At 66.7% G+C, this 16,341-nt stretch carries 14 protein-coding genes; 6 read left to right on the top strand and 8 right to left on the bottom strand.

Annotated elements, in window-relative coordinates; genetic code table 11:
* Positions 1–16: 16 nt before the first annotated feature.
* Both BFD71_RS19500 and BFD71_RS19495 read right to left on the bottom strand, forming a co-directional pair.
* Complete coding sequence (locus BFD71_RS19500) at positions 17–1,345, bottom strand: MFS transporter (protein WP_069265927.1); 1,329 nt, start codon at positions 1,343–1,345, stop codon at positions 17–19.
* Between the two features lie 169 nt (positions 1,346–1,514).
* Complete coding sequence (locus BFD71_RS19495) at positions 1,515–2,414, bottom strand: LysR family transcriptional regulator (RefSeq protein WP_069265926.1); 900 nt, start codon at positions 2,412–2,414, stop codon at positions 1,515–1,517.
* 138 nt (positions 2,415–2,552) lie between these two features.
* Here BFD71_RS19495 and BFD71_RS19490 point away from each other — a divergent pair, with 138 nt between their 5' ends.
* The 3 genes from BFD71_RS19490 to BFD71_RS19480 are packed head-to-tail and all read left to right on the top strand — an operon-like array spanning position 2,553 to position 6,606.
* Positions 2,553–3,857, top strand: coding sequence for a cytochrome c (locus BFD71_RS19490; protein ID WP_069265995.1), 1,305 nt, complete (start codon positions 2,553–2,555; stop codon positions 3,855–3,857).
* Positions 3,854–4,315, top strand: coding sequence for a (2Fe-2S)-binding protein (locus BFD71_RS19485; protein ID WP_069265925.1), 462 nt, complete (start codon positions 3,854–3,856; stop codon positions 4,313–4,315). The genes BFD71_RS19490 and BFD71_RS19485 overlap by 4 nt, the downstream gene beginning before the upstream one ends.
* Entirely contained in the window at positions 4,312–6,606 is a 2,295-nt protein-coding gene (locus BFD71_RS19480; RefSeq protein ID WP_069265924.1) for a xanthine dehydrogenase family protein molybdopterin-binding subunit, read from the top strand. Before BFD71_RS19485 ends, BFD71_RS19480 begins: the two co-directional genes overlap by 4 nt.
* 20 nt (positions 6,607–6,626) lie before the next feature.
* On the opposite strand, the gene BFD71_RS19475 is transcribed toward BFD71_RS19480, so the two are convergent.
* Positions 6,627–6,914, bottom strand: a complete 288-nt coding sequence (locus BFD71_RS19475) for a hypothetical protein (RefSeq protein ID WP_069265923.1) — start codon at positions 6,912–6,914, stop codon at positions 6,627–6,629.
* A gap of 162 nt (positions 6,915–7,076) precedes the next feature.
* On the opposite strand from BFD71_RS19475, the gene BFD71_RS19470 reads away from it, so the two are divergent.
* Positions 7,077–8,474, top strand: coding sequence for an MFS transporter (locus BFD71_RS19470; protein ID WP_069265922.1), 1,398 nt, complete (start codon positions 7,077–7,079; stop codon positions 8,472–8,474).
* A gap of 39 nt (positions 8,475–8,513) precedes the next feature.
* Positions 8,514–9,509, top strand: a complete 996-nt coding sequence (locus BFD71_RS19465) for a GlxA family transcriptional regulator (RefSeq protein ID WP_069265921.1) — start codon at positions 8,514–8,516, stop codon at positions 9,507–9,509.
* Positions 9,510–9,523: 14 nt separating this feature from the next.
* On the opposite strand, the gene BFD71_RS19460 is transcribed toward BFD71_RS19465, so the two are convergent.
* Complete coding sequence (locus tag BFD71_RS19460; RefSeq protein WP_069265994.1) at positions 9,524–10,477, bottom strand: GlxA family transcriptional regulator; 954 nt, start codon at positions 10,475–10,477, stop codon at positions 9,524–9,526.
* Between the two features lie 142 nt (positions 10,478–10,619).
* Between BFD71_RS19460 and BFD71_RS19455 the strand changes: the two genes are divergently transcribed.
* Complete coding sequence (locus tag BFD71_RS19455) at positions 10,620–11,423, top strand: SDR family NAD(P)-dependent oxidoreductase (protein ID WP_069265920.1); 804 nt, start codon at positions 10,620–10,622, stop codon at positions 11,421–11,423.
* A gap of 54 nt (positions 11,424–11,477) precedes the next feature.
* Here BFD71_RS19455 and BFD71_RS19450 read toward each other — a convergent pair whose 3' ends face one another.
* The 4 genes from BFD71_RS19450 to BFD71_RS19435 are packed head-to-tail and all read right to left on the bottom strand — an operon-like array spanning position 11,478 to position 16,171.
* Positions 11,478–12,464, bottom strand: coding sequence for an ABC transporter permease (locus BFD71_RS19450; RefSeq protein WP_069265919.1), 987 nt, complete (start codon positions 12,462–12,464; stop codon positions 11,478–11,480).
* Positions 12,461–13,441: an ABC transporter permease gene (locus BFD71_RS19445; protein WP_069265918.1), complete on the bottom strand. Its 981-nt coding sequence runs from the start codon at positions 13,439–13,441 to the stop codon at positions 12,461–12,463. Before BFD71_RS19445 ends, BFD71_RS19450 begins: the two co-directional genes overlap by 4 nt.
* The gene (locus tag BFD71_RS19440; RefSeq protein WP_069265917.1) at positions 13,438–15,006 is read right to left on the bottom strand and encodes a sugar ABC transporter ATP-binding protein; all 1,569 of its coding nucleotides are present in this window, start codon (positions 15,004–15,006) and stop codon (positions 13,438–13,440) included. Before BFD71_RS19440 ends, BFD71_RS19445 begins: the two co-directional genes overlap by 4 nt.
* 37 nt (positions 15,007–15,043) lie before the next feature.
* Entirely contained in the window at positions 15,044–16,171 is a 1,128-nt protein-coding gene (locus tag BFD71_RS19435; protein WP_069265916.1) for a sugar ABC transporter substrate-binding protein, read from the bottom strand.
* Positions 16,172–16,341: the final 170 nt, after the last annotated feature.

Genomic DNA, 16,341 nt, shown 5'->3' with positions numbered 1-16,341 from the left:
GTACGGATGAATCAAGTCAGCTTTCCGTCGCTTCGTCATGGCCGACGAGCGCCGGGTTCGAGGCGCCGCGCTCGGCAGGCTTCACGCGCATCACGATGGCGATGAGCGTGGCGACCACGAGAAAAGCGGCGATGGTGAGCAGCGCGAGCTTGAAGTTGCCGGTGGCGTGACGCACGAGACCGATGGTCCACGGCCCCACCACGCCGCCGAACTGGGCGATCGTGTTGATGAGCGCGATCGTCGCCGCACCTGCGGCACCGGTTCTGAACGAAGCGGCAAGGCTCCAGAACAGCGGGTTGCCCGCGTAGATGAAGAGGCCCGTCACGCAAAGCAGCGCATACGCGAGCAGCGGATTCGGCGCATACGCGCTGCCCGCAATCGCCAGCGCGCTCATGCCGTAGACGAATGCGAGGTGGTACTTGCGGTCGCCGGTGCGGTCCGAGCTGCGGCTCACGAGGAACGTGCCCAGCACGCCCAGCAGCGGCGGCGCGGCGGAGAGGAAACCCACTTCGATGTTGTTGAGGTGGCCCAGGCTCTTCACGATCTGCGGCAGCCACAGGAACAGGCCATAAATGCCGACCAGCGCGCAGCCGAACAGACACGCGAGACTCCAGACGCGAATGTCACTCGCGACCTTCAGCAGCGGAAAATGCCGATGGCCTCCCAGCGCCTCGCGCTCCGTGGCGAGTGTGGCTTCGAGCCAGTGCTTCTCTTCCGTGGAAAGCCAGTCGGCGTCGGCGGGGCGCTCGGTCATGATGCGCAGCGTGACGAGGCCGAGCAGCATGGCGGGCACGCCTTCGATAATGAACATCCACTGCCAGCCGTGCATGCCGAGCACGCCATTCGCGTAAGTCATGACGGTGGTCGAGAGCGGGCCGCCCAGCACGGCCGAGAACGACCCCGCGATGATGTACCCGCCCACGGCGCGGGCGCGATAGCGCTCCGGAAACCAGTAGGTCAGATACACGGCGATACCCGGCAGAAAGCCCGCTTCCATCACGCCGAGCAAAAAGCGCAGCACGTAGAAGCTCGACGCGTTGAACACGAAGGCCGTTGCGGCCGCAACGGCACCCCACGTGAGCAGAATGCGCGCGATCCAGCGGCGCGCGCCCACGCGGTGCAACAACAGATTGCTGGGCACTTCCAGCAGCATGTAGCCGACAAAGAAAATGCTGCCCGCGAAGCCGAACACGGCAGGGTCGAAGCCCATGTCCGAGTTCATGTCGAGTGCGGCGAACCCGATATTGATGCGGTCCAGATAATTGAAAAACATCATGCAGAAAAGGAGCGGCACGAGCCGCTTGTAAACCTTTCGCATGGTTGCTGCTTCATCGAAGTGACTCATGCTGTCTCCGCTTCATGGCGACGGGCGGTGCCGTCGCTGCATAGTTATCGGCCGGCAGCGGTGAGCGTTGCCGGCGGCACCCCTCGAGACAGGGCGCCTGAGTTTCGATAATAAGAAGCGGGGGGCGTCGAGTCCAAGACGCGATACTTATGCTTCTATAAGCGTGCGCTTATAGTGTGCTGGCGAGCGGCGGCGGCAGGCATTCGAGAAACGCGCGCAGATGCGGCGAGGCGTCGTCGCTGCGGAACGTCGCGGCCAGCACGGTGCGCTGTGCGGCGCCAGGGCCCGCGAGGTGGCGCGCCACGACGTCGGCGCGGCCATGACGCGCCACCGACTCGCCCACCACGGTCACGCCGAGCCCCGCCGCCACGAGCGCAATGGCGGTCTGGATCTCATAGGCCTGGTGCGCGACGAAGGGCGTCACGCCCGCGTCGCGGTAGAGCGCCTGAACCGTGCGCTTGAACTGCGCGTTCTGATGCTTCGGGTAGAGGATCAATGGCGTATCGGCGAGCTCATCGATGCGCACCTTCTGTCGTTTGGCGAGCGGGTGATCCGACGCCATCAACACCACGAGCCGCTCGCGCAGCAGCGGCAAGGTCGTGTAGCCGGGCACGGCGAGCGGCTGCCGCCCAATGCCGATATGGATGCGCATGTCGCGCAACGCGTCGGTCTGCTCGTCGGTCAGCATTTCGAACAGCTTGAGCTCGACCTGCGGATACGCCTGATGAAACGCCTTGAGCGCGGGCGGCAGCACGCTGTACATCGACGAGCGCGTGAAGCCGACACTGAGCCAGCCGCGCCGGCCCACGCCGATCTCCAGCGCGCCGTGCGTCACCTCGGCGAGCGAGCCGAGAATCTGCCGCGCTTCGGTGGCCAGGTACTGGCCCGCTTCCGTCAGGCGCAGCGGGCGGCGCGTGCGATCGATCAGTTGCGTGCCCACCCGGTCCTCGAGGGAGCGGATCTGCTGGCTCAAGGCCGGCTGCGCGATGTGCAGACGCTCCGCGGCGCGGCTGAAGTTCAGTTCCTCGGCGAGTGTCACGAAACACTGCAGGCCCCGAAGCTCGTTCATCTCGTCATCTCCGTATCGATTTGCCCAGCATCGTAATACAGTGAACCACCTGCGAACCGGGCACGTCATTTGCGCGCGATCGAACGGCGCATGCCGATCGCCATGTTGAGCGATGGCCCTCTCGGCTCTGGAGGCTCGATGAAAGGCACGCGGGTACGGATGGCGGGCATGGCCGTCGTCCTTCTTGCTCTCGCTGCCGCCTATGGCGGCCACGTTGCGCGTGCGTGGGAGCGAGGGCTCGCGCCGGTGGCCGCGCCCTCGCCGCCTGCGGGCGACGCCGCGGCCATCGCGCGCGGCGCGAAGCTCGCGGCCGTCGGCAACTGCATGACGTGCCATACCGCGACTCAAGGTCAGCCGCTCGCGGGCGGTCTGCCGTTGCAAACGCCCTTCGGCGTGATCTACTCGACCAACATCACCCCGGACAAGGACACCGGCATCGGCGACTGGTCGCTCGACGCGTTCACGCGCGCGATGCGGCGCGGCGTTTCGCGCGACGGGCATCTGCTCTATCCCGCGTTCCCGTACCCGCACTTCGCGCAGATGAGCGACGCCGATATCGCCGCGCTCTATGCGTGGCTGATGAGCCGCGCGAGCGTCAACGCGCCGGCGCCGCACAATGCGCTGATTTTTCCGTTGGGGTTCCGGCCGCTCATGGCAGTGTGGAATAAGCTCTATCTGCCGCCTACGTCTTCTGCTCCGTCTGCCACCTCGACAGACACACAAGCGCCCGAGGTCGCGCGCGGCCGCTATCTCGTCGAGAGCCTCGGTCATTGCGGCGCGTGCCACACGCCGCTCAACCGTCTCGGCGCCGAGCGCCGCGACCATGCGTTGCAGGGCGGCACCCTCGAGGGCTGGGACGCGCCCGCGCTGACCGACCTCACAGCGCGCCCAAGACCCTGGACGCAAGCACAACTGACGAACTATCTGCGTACGGGCTACGCCAGCGAGCACGGCGCGGCGGCGGGCCCGATGCGTACGGTGACGCGCTCGCTCGGCGACGCGTCTGCCGAAGACGTCGAGGCGATCGCCGCGTATCTGATGACACTGCAGTCCAATCCGAATGCCGCCGCGCCGCCCGCCGCCGCCAGCGTCCATGTCTCGACTGCGCCCGCCAACGGCGCCACCCTGTTTGCCGCGGCCTGCGCGTCGTGCCACGGCGAAGGCGCGGCGATGTCGATCGACGGCCATCGTCCGTCGCTGTCGCTCTCCACCGCCGTCAACGCCGATAGCCCGCGCAACATGGTGCGCATCATGCTCGACGGCATTGCCTGGCACGAGAGCGAAGCCGGGTCTTTCATGCCGCCATTTGCCGGCACCTTCACGGACACGCAGATCGCGGAGCTTGCCAACTACACGCGCGTGCGCTTCACCGCGCTTGGCCCCTGGTCCGCGCTCGACGCCCAGGCCGTGGCGCGTCTTCGCAAGGAAAGCCCATCACGATGATTACGCTCAACGTCAACGGCGTCAGCCATACCGTCGATGCCGATCCGTCCACGCCGCTGCTCTATGTGCTGCGCAACCAGTTGCGGCTCAATGGCGCAAAGTTCGGCTGCGGGCTCGGGCAATGCGGCGCGTGCACGGTGAGCGTGGGCGGCGAGCCGGTGTTCTCGTGCCTGCTGCCGGTCGTGGCCGTGGCCGAGCGGCCCGTGCGCACCGTCGAAGGACTCGGCAGCGCAGATCATCCTGGGCCGCTGCAACAGGCCTTTATCGATCAGCAGGCCGCGCAGTGCGGCTACTGCATCGCGGGCATGATCATGCGCGCGCAAACGCTTCTGGAGCGCACGCCGCACGCCACGGACGACGAGATTCGCCGTTATATGCAGCCGAATCTGTGCCGCTGTGGCACGCATATGCGCATCCTCGCGGCGATCCGGCAAGTAGCGGCGGCCACGCAGTCATGAGCCGCACTCGCCCATCCTCTTCGCTCGCCCCTGGCGGCCCCGACGACGCCACGCGCCGTCGCTTCCTCGTGGGCGGCTCGCTCATGGTGAGCTTCGCCATCGTGCCGGGCATGGCCGCCCTCGCCCAAACCACCACCGAAGCGGGCACTTTCCACGCGAGCGCCCCGAAGCTGCCCGGCAGCCTCAAGACCACGCCATCGCTCGACGCGTGGATCAAGGTCGCACCGGACGGTCACGTGAGCGTGTTCACGGGCAAGGTGGAATTGGGCACCGGCGTTCGCACGGCGCTCCTGCAACTCGCCGCCGAAGAACTCGACCTCGCGCCTCACGCGATCGAACTGATCACGGCCGATACGGCCGCCACGCCGAATGAGGGCTACACGGCGGGCAGCCACACGATGGCGGACAGCGGCACGGCCATCCTCAACGCGGCGGCCCAGGTGCGCACGCTGCTCGTCGAAAGCGCAGCGGCGCAGTTGGGCGTCGATGCCAACGCGCTCACCACGCGCGACGGCGCGATCCTCGCTGCCGACGGAAGGCGCGTGACCTACAGCGAAGCGGTGCAGCACGCGAACCTGCACCAGGACGCGCAGCCCAACGCCGCGACAAAGCCGCCCGCGCACTACGCCGTGATCGGGCACACGCTGCCGCGCGTTGATATTCCGGGCAAGGTCACGGGCGGCCCGAGCTATGTTCAGGACCTACGGCTCGCCGGCATGCTGCACGCGCGCGTCGTGAGGCCGCCCTCCTATGGCGCGCGGCTCGTTGCTGTCGATAGCGCGCGCGTGGCGGCGCTGCCTGGCGTCGTCAAGGTCGTGCGCAACGGCGACTACCTCGCCGTGGTCGCCGACGACGAATGGCGCGCCATCGTCGCCATGCGCGAACTCGCGCTCGCGGCGCAGTGGCAGCCGGGCCCTCCGCTGCCCGACCCCGCCGGAGTTCACGCGTTTCTAATGAACCTGCCCGCACAGGAAATCGTCGTGGCGGATCAGGGCGCGCCCGCACGCCAGTCGGCGGTGACGTTGAAAGCCCGCTATTCGAAGCCCTATTTGACGCACGGATCGATCGGGCCTTCGTGCGCGCTCGCGCAACTCGACAACGGCGTCATGACGGTCTGGACGCACACGCAAGGCGTCTACCCGCTGCGCGCCGGCATAGCCGAGATGCTCGGCATGCCGGGCGAGAAAGTGCGCTGCGTGCACGTGGAAGGTTCGGGCTGCTACGGACACAACGGCGCGGACGACGCCTCCGGTGACGCCGCGCTCATCGCCCGCGAGCTGCCCGGCCGGCCGGTGCGCGTGCAGTTCATGCGCGAGCAGGAACACCTGTGGGAGCCGTTCGGCCCCGCGATGACCGTGGAGGCGAGCGCGTCGCTCGACGCCGGCGGATCGATCGTCGCCTGGCAATACGAACTATGGAGCAATACCCATAACAATCGCATCGAGAACGCGGGCCGGCTCTTGCCGGCGCAGCTGCTCGCGCAACCCTTCACGCCCGCGCCGCCCAAGCCGATTCCCATGCCGGAAGGCGGCGGCGACCGCAACAGCATTCCGCTCTACCGCGTGCCGATGCTGCACGTGCAGCATCACTTCCTGCCCGATATGCCGATACGCGTCTCGGCCATGCGCTCGCTCGGCGCGCATATGAACGTGTTCGCCATCGAGAGCTTGATCGACGAGCTTGCGAGTGCCGCGCAAGCAGACCCTGTCGCGTTCCGGCTCAAGCATCTCGACGACCCACGCGCGCAAGCCGTCATTCATGCCGTGGCCGATCGATTCGGCTGGCGTGCACATGCCGCGCGTGCGACGCACCCGGACGTGCGCGCGTCCGGCTCCGGCTTTGCATTCGCCCAATACAAGAACCTGATGGCCTACCTCGCCATTGCCATGGACGTGACCGTCATGCGCGATACCGGCGAGGTGCGTATCGAGCGCGTGGTCTCCGCCATCGACTGCGGTCAGATCGTCAATCCGGATGGCGTGCGCAACCAGGTCGAAGGCGGCATTTTGCAGTCCGCGAGCTGGACGCTCTTCGAGGAAACGCATTTCGACCGCGAAGGTATTACGAGCTTCGACTGGAGCACTTACCCGATCATGCGCTTCGCGTCGGTGCCCGGGCGCGTGGAGGTTGTGCTGATCGATCGCCCCGGCCTGCCGTTTCTCGGTGTGGGCGAAGCGGCGCAAGGACCGGCCGCGGCAGCGCTCGCCAACGCGATTGCCGACGCGACCGGTGTGAGAATCCGCGACTTGCCGCTGCTCGGGCCGAAGTCGCGGAACGCGCTCAAGGCGTAGCGAAGCCGCCGCGTGTTTCGCTAGTGCTGTTTAGGCGGCAGAGGCTGATCGAGGCCGGGCTCGACCGGCGTGGGCACCGCATCGCCCAGCGGCCTGGAAATGTCGTTGTGCGGCGCCCGATCTTTCTCGCCTGGGTCCTTGCCCGCCTCCTCCGTTGGCAAAGTCTTGGGTGGCAGCGGCTGATCGAGACCCGGCTCGGTGGGTGCAGGCACAGCGTCCCCAATTGGCTTGGGCAGATCCGTGCCGCGCGGTTCCGGTGCATCGTCGGGCTGTTCGGGATGTTCGGACTCGTCGGACTGGTTGCTCATCGTATCGACCTCCCTTCGCGATGGATATCGCATGGTCCCGCCAGATCATGCAGGGACCGTGCCAGTGGCAGCGGGGCCAACTTCAGTAGAATGAGGGACACTGAGCGCCGAATCCGGCGGCCGACGAAGAATCACGCCCGGAAAATCCTGGAACACGCCCTGATGCCGCACGCCCTCGATCGCCGCACCGCCGTCGCATTCCTTGTGGCCGCAACGTTCTTCATGGAGAACCTCGACGCCACCGTCATCACCACCTCGCTGCCCATCATCGCGCGCGACTTTCACACGGCGCCCGCGTATCTCTCGATCGGCGTCTCCGCGTACCTCGTCGCGCTGACGATGTTCATCCCCGTGAGCGGCTGGTTCGCCGAGCGCTTCGGCGCGCGGCGCGTGTTCGCCACGGCCATCACCGTGTTCAGCGTGGCCTCGCTGCTGTGCGCGCTGAGTTCGGGCCTGTTCGCCTTCACCGCCGCGCGCGTGCTGCAGGGGCTGGGCGGCGCGATGATGGTGCCGGTGGGCCGGCTCGTCGTGCTGCGCGACACGCCGAAGCACGAGATCGTGCGCGCCATTGCGATCCTCACCTGGCCCGCGCTGGTCGCGCCGATTCTCGGACCGCCGCTCGGCGGCTGGATCAGCACGCACTGGAGCTGGCACTGGATCTTCCTGCTCAACCTGCCGCTGGGCGTGGCCGCGCTCGTGGCCGCTCTGCTGCTCCTGCGCGACGAGCATACGCAACCGCGGCGCTTCGATACCTTCGGCTTCTTGTTGAGCGGCCTCGGCTTCGCGTTCGTCATGAGCGGCATCGAGATGGCGAGCCGCTCCGACGTCACCGCGCCCGTGTCGATCGGCACCTGCGTGGCGGGCATTGCACTGTTGGCGGCGGCCGTCGTGCATGTGCGGCGCGTGCCGCATCCGCTGTTCGATCTCGCGCCCGTGAAGATCAACACCTTTCGCGTGACCGTGTTCGGCGGCTCGCTGTTTCACACGGCCATCGGCACCGCGCCGTTTCTGCTGCCGCTCATGTTCCAGGTGGCGTTCGGGTGGAGCGCCGTGGCATCGGGCGCACTGCTGCTGTGGCTGTTCGCCGGCAATCTATGCATGAAGCCGGGCACCACGTGGGTCATGAACCGCTTCGGCTTTCGCACCGTCTTGATCGGCAACGGCACGCTGGTCGCGCTCGGCTTTGCGGGCTTCACGCTGCTCGGGGCCGATACGCCGCGTGTCGTCGTGGCCGCGTTGCTGTTCTTCAGCGGCCTCGTGCGCTCGATGCAGTTCACCGCCCTGAACACCATTGGTTTCGCCGACGTGCCCCAGGCGCAGATGCGCGACGCGACGACGCTCTTCTCCGTGCTGCAGCAGATGAACGCCGGCATGGGGATCGCCGTGGGTGCGCTGGCGCTTTCGGTTGCCGAGGCGCTGCGCGGCACCCATGCGGGCACGGCGGGCGCAGCCGACTTCCATCTCGCGTTCTGGTTCATCACGGCGCTCGCGGCGCTTGGCGTGGTCGACAGCGTGCTGCTGCCGCGCAGCGCGGGCGCGCATATTCTCGCGCGACGCTAGCGAACCTCCGATCCCTGATTCCGTTCTTCGTTCAACACGATGCTGACCGTTGCGCTATTCGTCTTTCCAGGCGTCCAGGCCCTCGATGTGTTCGGGCCCACCGACGTCTTCTCGGAGGCCAATCGCCTGCTGCCGCCCGAGGCGCAATACCAGCTCGAGCTGATCGCAACGGAACGCGACACCGTACGCTGTTCCAGCGGTGTGCGGATCGGCGCGGACCGGTACTTCGACGAAGCAGGCGGCCATTACGATTTGCTGCTCGTTGCGGGCGGCCCATCGCTCGTTGAGCAGCCGCTTGCCGATACGGCGCACGCGTGGCTGCGCGAAGCTAGCACGCGCGCCTGGCGCTTCGGCTCCATCTGCAACGGCGCGCTGACGCTGGGGCGCGCGGGCTTGCTCGACGGCCGCAGCGTGACGACGCACTGGAACGACGCAGCCGCGCTCGCCGCGATGTGCCCGACCGCGAACGTCGAATTCGACCGCATCTTCATACAGGACGGCAATCTCTATACCTCGGCGGGCGTGACGGCGGGCATCGATCTCTCGCTGTACCTGCTCGCTCAGGATCATGGCCCGGAAATCGCGCTGCAGGTGGCGCGACGGCTCGTGGTGTTCGTGCAGCGCGCGGGCGGCCAGTCGCAATTCAGCCCGTATCTCACGCCCTACGCGGAAGCGACGTCGCCCATCGCCCAGGTGCAGCAGTACGTGCTCGGGCATCTGAATGAAGATCTTGGCGTTGAGGTGCTCGCCGGCGTCGCGCAGATGAGCAAGCGAAACTTCGCGAGAATTTTTGTGCGCGACACCAATGTGACGCCCGCCGAATTTGTCGAGAGCGCACGCATCGACGCCGCGCGCGTGATGCTGGAAAACAGCACGGCGCCGTTGAAGACGGTGGCCTTTCGATGCGGCATGCGCGACGCCGACCAATTGCGCGTGGCATTCAAGCGCAAGCTGGGCACCACGCCGCAGCAATATCGCGCGCACTTCGGCGCTGTCACAGCAAAAGCCAAACGCACCGCAAAGGCCGATACCTAGCAGCCTCGTTGCGCCTACGGCCCCGCCCGCACCTCGCGCCGCACCGCCTGCGGCGGCACGCCGAACCCACGCACGAACGCTTCGCGCATGTGCCGCCGGTCGCGAAAGCCGGTCTCGCGTGCGATGACATCGAGCGGATGCGTGCTCTGTTCGATCATGAGGCGCGCCGCCTCGAGACGCAGGCCTTCCACGGCGCGCGCCGGCGACTGCCCCGTTTCCGCTGTGAACACGCGGCTGAACTGGCGCGGGCTCAGGTGCACGGCCTCTGCAAGCTGCTCCACCGTGAGCGCGCTGCTCAGGTTGCGGCGCGCGTAGTCGAGCGCGTTCTGAATGCGGTCCGATTTCGGCGCGAGCGCGAGCATTTCGGAATGCTGCGACTGGCCGCCCGAGCGCCGCTGATGCATGACTAGCTTGTGCGCCACCGAGCGCGCCGTCTCAGCGCCGAGGTCGCGTTCGACCATGGCAAGCGCGAGATCGAGCCCCGCCGTCATGCCCGCCGAAGTCCAGACCGGCCCGTCGACGATATAGATGCGGTCGTCTTCCACGCGCACTTCGGGAAAGCGCTGCTGCAGATCGCGCGCGTAGTACCAGTGCGTGGTGGCGCGGCGACCGTCGAGCAGGCCCGCCTCGGCCAGCACGAAACCGCCCGTGCAGATACCCGCCACCCGTCGCGCGCGGCCGCTCGCGCGGCGCAGGAACGCCAGCACCGCGGGCTCCGCGTCCACGGTACGCGGGTCGTTCACGCCCGCCACGATCCAGGTGTCCACGCGGCTGCGCGCGGGCGCGGGGGTGCGCAGCGTCTCCACGCTCATGCCGAGCGACGAACGCACCGCGCCACCCTCCACCGAATAGTTCTCGATCGCGTAGAACGGCGAGTCGGCCATCATGTTCGCGTATTCGAAAACGCTTTGGGTTGCGAGCGCCATCACCTGGAATTCGTCGCTCAAAAGGTAGCCGATGCGGTGCATGTCCTGTTCCTGTCGCTGCATGTCCTGAATCACGACCTTATACGTCATTTGCGCCACGGTCAATCGCGGCCAGAATGTATTCACAGCAGCGCCACTTGCACGTTACCTAACCACCCGCGCCGCTACGCCAAGGAGCTTGATCATGAACCAGCCAACCCATCGCGGCACCGCGCTCGTCACCGGCGCATCGTCCGGCATCGGCGCCGTGTACGCCGCGGAACTCGCGCGCCAGGGCTACGACCTCGTGCTCGTCGCGCGCAATCGCGAGCGGCTCGCCGCGCTCGCTGAGCGCATCACGAGCGAAACCCGGCGCGACGTGGAAGTGCTCGCCGCCGATCTCAACGACCGTGACGATCTCGCCGCCGTGGAAGCGCATCTGCGCGAAGACGCCAGCCTCACGCTGCTCGTGAACAACGCGGGCATCGGCACGCACACGCCGCTCGTGGAGAGCGACGTCGATTACATGACGCGCATGATCGAGTTGAACGTCACCGCGCTCACGCGGCTCACGTATGCGGCCGTGCCGGGTTTCGTGGCGCGCGGCCAGGGGGCGATCATCAACATCGCTTCCATCGTGAGCATCGCGCCCGAGATTCTCAACGGCGTGTATGGCGGCACCAAGGCCTTCGTGCTCGCGTTCAGCCAGTCGCTGCATCACGAACTGGCGAGCAAGGGCATCCGCGTGCAGGCGGTGCTGCCCGGCGCCACGGCTACGGAGTTCTGGGAGACGGGCGGCCTGCCGCTCGAACATCTCGACAGCGCGATCGTGATGTCGGCGCAGGACATGGTGCGCGCCGCCCTCACCGGCTTCGAGCGCGGTGAAACCGTGACGATTCCGTCGCTGCACGACGTGGAGCAATGGAACGCGTTCGAGACGGCTCGCCGCGCGATGTCCACGCAGCTGTCCAGCAACACGCCCGCGCCGCGCTATCGCGTCGCGCAGTGACGTTCCGGTTCGTTCAGATGGATTGAGCATGTAGCGGGGGCTCGCCCCCGCGCCCTAGACTTCGCGCCTGCTGCGCCCGTACAGCAGCAGCATGGCCGCGATCACCACGCCGTAGATGATCTGCCGCCCCGCCTCCGGCATCTGCGCGACCGAGAGAATGGACTGCAGCAGCGTGATGAGGATCGCGCCGGCGACAGTGCCGAGGTACGACCCGCGGCCGCCCAGAATGGAGGTGCCGCCCAGCACCACCGCCGCGATCGCGGGCAGCAGGTAGGCGTCGCCCATCGACTGCGCGGCCTTCGACGCATAGCCCGCGAGCAGCACGCCGCCGAACGCGGCGAAGGCGCTGCACACGGCGAACGCGGCCACGGTCACGAGCCGGGTATCGATGCCGGAAAGATACGCCGCGCGCTCGGTGTTGCCGATCGCGTACAGCGTGCGCCCGAAGGTCGTGCGCGAGAGCAGGAACATCGTCGCGGCCCCGATCACCACCCACAGCGCCACGGCATTCGGCACGCCCGGCAAGAGCCAGCCCGCGGCGAGCCAGCGCATGACGAGCGGCGCGGAATCCTGCGGCGACGATCCGCCCGTATAGACGATCATGATGCCCTGCGCGACCGCGTTGGTCGCGAGCGTCGCGATCATCGAAGGAATACGCAGGAGCGCGACGAGAATGCCGTTGACGATGCCGATCAGCACGCCGCAGCCAATGCCGACCGGAATCGCGAGAATCTGCCCGAGTTCGCCATGTCCGGCGACGGCACAGGCCATCATTGCGCCCACCGTGATCGTCCACGGCAACGAGAGGTCGATGTGGCCGAGCAGAATCACCATCATCAAGCCGGTCGCGATGATGCCGAGAAACGCGCCGACCTTCAGCTGCAGCAGGATGTATTCCGGCGACGTGAAGTTGCGCGAATACATCCCGCCGACGAGCAGCAGCGCAACGATGCACCCGAACGAGATCAGGATCGGCTTGTCGATCCTGCGCGTGAGCCTCGACACGAAGGTGGTGCGGGTGCTTGCAGAAACGCCGCTCATTGGAACCACTCCAGACGGTTGCGCACGCTGAACAACCCGCACGCGCCGATCGCGACGGCAAGCAGCAGAATCACGCCCTGGAATAGCGGCTGCCAGAGCGCGTCGACGTTGAAGACGAACAGCAGGTCGCCGATGGAGCGGAACGCGAACGCGCCGAAGATCGCGCCTATCGCGCTGCCCTTTCCGCCGAGCAGCGACACGCCGCCGATCACCACGGCGGCAATAGAAAAGAGCGTGTACGAGTTCGCGCTGCCAAGGCTCGCTTCGCCGGTGTCGGTGAAGAAGGTCAGAAACAGGCCGCCGATTGCGGCGAGCAGGCCCGCCAGCGTATAGCTCGCGAACTTGGCGCGACGGATCGGCATGCCGGAGAGGAAGGCCGCGGGTTCGGAGGAGCCTGTCGCATACGCCGCGCGGCCCACCGCCGAGCGTTTGAAAGGAATCCAGACGATCACCACGGTCGCGATCAGGATCAGCAGACTCGCCGGCACGGCGCCCGCGACCTTGCCTGTCAGGGCGTCGGCGAGATCTTCGTTGATCGTGCCGCCGGGCACGGGGCGCAGCAGCAGCGCCAGCCCGTAAAACACGGCGCCGGTCGCGATCGTCGTCACGATCGGCTGCAGGCGGCCGAAAATGATGATCACGCCGTTGAGCGCGCCGCACAGCGCGCCCGCCGCGAGCACGCCGACGATACCGAGCGCGCTGTGCAGCGCGTCGCCCGTGACGATCCACGAGGCGATGCAATTCGTCAGCACGAGCATCATGCCGATCGAGAGGTCGATGCCGGCCGTGAGCACGACGAGCGCCTGCCCCATCGACACCAGCGCGAGCAGCACGGCCTTGTTCGCCGCGGTCTGAAACACGTTCGCCGATAAGCTCGACGGATAGTTGACGAGGTAAATCGCGAACATCAGCACGAACAGGCCGAACGCGAACACCGTTCCGCGATTTTCCGCATACCAGTAACGCAGCCCGCTCATGGCGCGACTCCCGTGGAAGACGAACCCTGCGCAACCTGTCCGACTTGTCCAACCGGCAGGTCCAGTGCGCTCGCGATCAGGTTCTGTTCGGTGATCGCCGGCCCGACGAGTTCCTTCTTGATCCTGCCTTCGTACAGCACGAGCACGCGGTCGCAGCAGCCGATCAGTTCGTCGTAGTCGGTCGAATAGAACAGGATCGCGGCGCCTTCGTCGGCGAGGCGCCTGAGCAGCTGATAAAGCTCCTGCTTGGTGCCCACGTCGATGCCGCGCGTCGGGTCGCTGAGGAGCAGGATTCTGGGCTTGCGGATCAGCCACTTCGCGATGACCACTTTCTGCTGATTGCCGCCCGATAAAGAGCCCACGGGCGCGTCGACGCCGTGCGATTTGATCGCGAGAAGCTCCATCATCCGGTCGACGAAGGACTGCTGGCGGGTGCGATCGATGACGCCTGCGGTCGACATGCGATCGAGCGCGGCAAACGAGAGGTTCTCGCGCACCGACATCGGCAGCATCAGGCCTTCGGTCTTGCGGTCCTCCGGTATCAGCGCCATGCCGATTCCCTTTGCGCGCGCGGCAACGGGGCTGCCGATCGACACGGCCTTGCCGTCGATCTCGATCTTGCCCGCGCAGCCGCGCAGCACGCCGAACAGCGCGAGCAACAGTTCGCGCTGCCCTTGCCCGTCGAGACCGCCCAGCCCGAGAATTTCACCGGGCTGCAGCGAAAAGCTGATGCCCTGCAGCGTGTCGCTCCACGCGAGATCGTGACAGGCGAGCACCGGCGGGCGCTCGGCCTTTTCCGCGGGTTTGTCGGGGAAGACATGCTGGTACTTCCGCCCGATCATCATTTCGATGACCTCATTATCCGAGCGCGTGCCCGCCTCGAAACTCATCACGTGACGGCCATTGCGATACACCGTGCATTCGTCCGCGAGCGCCTTCACCTCGTGCATGCGGTGCGAAATGAAGAGCAGCGCGAGCCCCTCTTCGCGCAGCCGCTTGAGCACCTCGATCACGCGCGCCACGTCGGCGGCGGTCAGCGCCGAGGTGGCCTCGTCGAGAATCAGGATGCGCGGTTCGTGCGCGAGCCCCTTGGCCAGCTCGACCATCTGCTGGCGCGACAGCGGCAGGTCGCGCACTTTCGCGAGCGGGTTGATGTCGGCCGCGCCCGCGCGGGCCAGCGCTTCCTCGGCCTGGCGGCGCTGGGCCCGGCGGTCGATCATGCCGAAGCGGCGCGGCGGGTTCGACGCGAAGATGTTGTCGGCCACGCTCAGGTCGGGGATCAGCGACAGCTCCTGATACACGCAGACGATGCCCGCCGCGTTCGCCTCGGCGGGCGAGGCGAACGCGACTTCACGGCCTTCGAGGTGCATCACGCCCTCGTCCGGCTGCACCACGCCGGACATCACCTTCAGCAGCGTCGACTTGCCCGCGCCGTTCTCGCCGAGGATCGCGTGAATGCGGCCCCGGCGCACCGCGAGGTCCGCATGATCCAGCGCCACCGCGCCGCCATAGCTTTTCGACACGCCAGACATCTGAAAGAACGGCTGCCCTGCATCCTGCTGCATGCTTCGCCTCCCGTCACGTCACGTGGCAATCACGCGGTCACTGGTTGCCCTGGCTCTGCTTCATGATTGCCTGGGCGGAGAAGTTGATGCCGCAAGTGGGAAACGAGTTGCCCACGAAGAAGTTGTCCGACTCGTTCGGGAAATAGTTGGTGCCCGCCTTCAGCATCGAATCGTCGGTGACGTCCAGCGGCAGCTTGATCGCCACGGGAATGGTCTGCCCATCGAGCGCCGCGAGCGCCGTCTTGATCGCCACGGCCACCTGCGCGGGACCGGTGCCCGCCGACGTGCACTTCAGACCCTGGGCGCCGTACTGCGCGCAGAACTTGCGAAAGCCGTTCTCCGTCTCGCCGCCGAACGGCACGAACGGATGTTTCGCATCGATCATCGCGCGCACCACCCCCGTGTCGCCGCCCTGCGCCGAAATACCGTCGAAATGGCCCTGCACGGCGATGGCGTCGGCGGTGGCCTTCTGCGCGACCGCGTCGTCCCACTTGCCGTAGACCTGCACGACGTTCCACTTCTTGCCGGTCTCGTCGAGCGTCTTCGTGAAGCCGTTGTGCCGATCGGTGTCGACCGAGGTGCCAGCCACGCCGCGGACTTCCAGCACCTTGCCGCCGTTTGGCACATGAGTCGCGAGCCACTTGGCCCACAGCACGCCGAGCCCGTACTGGTCGACGTCCACGTTGATCGCGTCTTCGCTGTCGAGCGTATTGTCGAACGCGACCAGCACGACGCCGGCTTTCTTCGCGCGGCGGATCGCGGGTCCGAACGAGGCGGGATTCTGCGCGTCGACGATGATCGCGTCGTAGCCGGCGTCGATGAAGTTGTTGACGGCCGAGATCTGCGCGGGCACGTCCTCACCCGTCGAGACGACCTTGAACTCCTTGAGCTTGGCGGCGACGGCCGGTTCCGCCGTATAGGCCTTGGCCGTCTTGATCATCTGGATGCGCCAGGTATTGGCGATGTAGCCGTTCACGAGCGCGACGCGATACGGCCCGCTCTTCTTCGGATACTTGATGAATTTGGTGTCGGTCTTCCAGGGGACCATGCACGTTGGGTCGCTGGACGGGCCGGAAACGATCGATGCCTGCGCGAAAGCCGCGCCTGCGCACAGCGCCATTGCCGCGGTCGCCGCCGCTCGAAGCACCTGGATTCCTGAAAGCATGTTGTCTCCTTTTTGTCGGATAGAACTTACTGATTGCCGGCACACCGGGTTCGTCGGGAATGGCCGACACCGTGTGCGTGACGCAGGGAATCTTGCTGGATGTGCTGCAGCGGGACTGGACCGGACGCGCCGGACCAGCGGAATGACCTCTTCAAAGGCGTCCCCTCGAA

The sequence above is a fragment of the Paraburkholderia nodosa genome (genome assembly GCF_001718195.1).
Taxonomy (GTDB): Bacteria; Pseudomonadota; Gammaproteobacteria; order Burkholderiales; family Burkholderiaceae; genus Paraburkholderia; species Paraburkholderia nodosa_A.
This window is presented reverse-complemented; position numbering and strand designations above follow the sequence as displayed.

What these genes read in the sequence shown, in the direction of transcription:
- BFD71_RS19500 (WP_069265927.1), bottom strand. Translation starts at nt 1,345, where the DNA reads ATGAGTCACTTCGATGAAGCAGCAACCATGCGAAAGGTTTACAAGCGG.
- BFD71_RS19495 (WP_069265926.1), bottom strand. Translation starts at nt 2,414, where the DNA reads ATGAACGAGCTTCGGGGCCTGCAGTGTTTCGTGACACTCGCCGAGGAA.
- BFD71_RS19490 (WP_069265995.1), top strand. Translation starts at nt 2,553, where the DNA reads ATGAAAGGCACGCGGGTACGGATGGCGGGCATGGCCGTCGTCCTTCTT.
- BFD71_RS19485 (WP_069265925.1), top strand. Translation starts at nt 3,854, where the DNA reads ATGATTACGCTCAACGTCAACGGCGTCAGCCATACCGTCGATGCCGAT.
- BFD71_RS19480 (WP_069265924.1), top strand. Translation starts at nt 4,312, where the DNA reads ATGAGCCGCACTCGCCCATCCTCTTCGCTCGCCCCTGGCGGCCCCGAC.
- BFD71_RS19475 (WP_069265923.1), bottom strand. Translation starts at nt 6,914, where the DNA reads ATGAGCAACCAGTCCGACGAGTCCGAACATCCCGAACAGCCCGACGAT.
- BFD71_RS19470 (WP_069265922.1), top strand. Translation starts at nt 7,077, where the DNA reads ATGCCGCACGCCCTCGATCGCCGCACCGCCGTCGCATTCCTTGTGGCC.
- BFD71_RS19465 (WP_069265921.1), top strand. Translation starts at nt 8,514, where the DNA reads ATGCTGACCGTTGCGCTATTCGTCTTTCCAGGCGTCCAGGCCCTCGAT.
- BFD71_RS19460 (WP_069265994.1), bottom strand. Translation starts at nt 10,477, where the DNA reads ATGCACCGCATCGGCTACCTTTTGAGCGACGAATTCCAGGTGATGGCG.
- BFD71_RS19455 (WP_069265920.1), top strand. Translation starts at nt 10,620, where the DNA reads ATGAACCAGCCAACCCATCGCGGCACCGCGCTCGTCACCGGCGCATCG.
- BFD71_RS19450 (WP_069265919.1), bottom strand. Translation starts at nt 12,464, where the DNA reads ATGAGCGGCGTTTCTGCAAGCACCCGCACCACCTTCGTGTCGAGGCTC.
- BFD71_RS19445 (WP_069265918.1), bottom strand. Translation starts at nt 13,441, where the DNA reads ATGAGCGGGCTGCGTTACTGGTATGCGGAAAATCGCGGAACGGTGTTC.
- BFD71_RS19440 (WP_069265917.1), bottom strand. Translation starts at nt 15,006, where the DNA reads ATGCAGCAGGATGCAGGGCAGCCGTTCTTTCAGATGTCTGGCGTGTCG.
- BFD71_RS19435 (WP_069265916.1), bottom strand. Translation starts at nt 16,171, where the DNA reads ATGCTTTCAGGAATCCAGGTGCTTCGAGCGGCGGCGACCGCGGCAATG.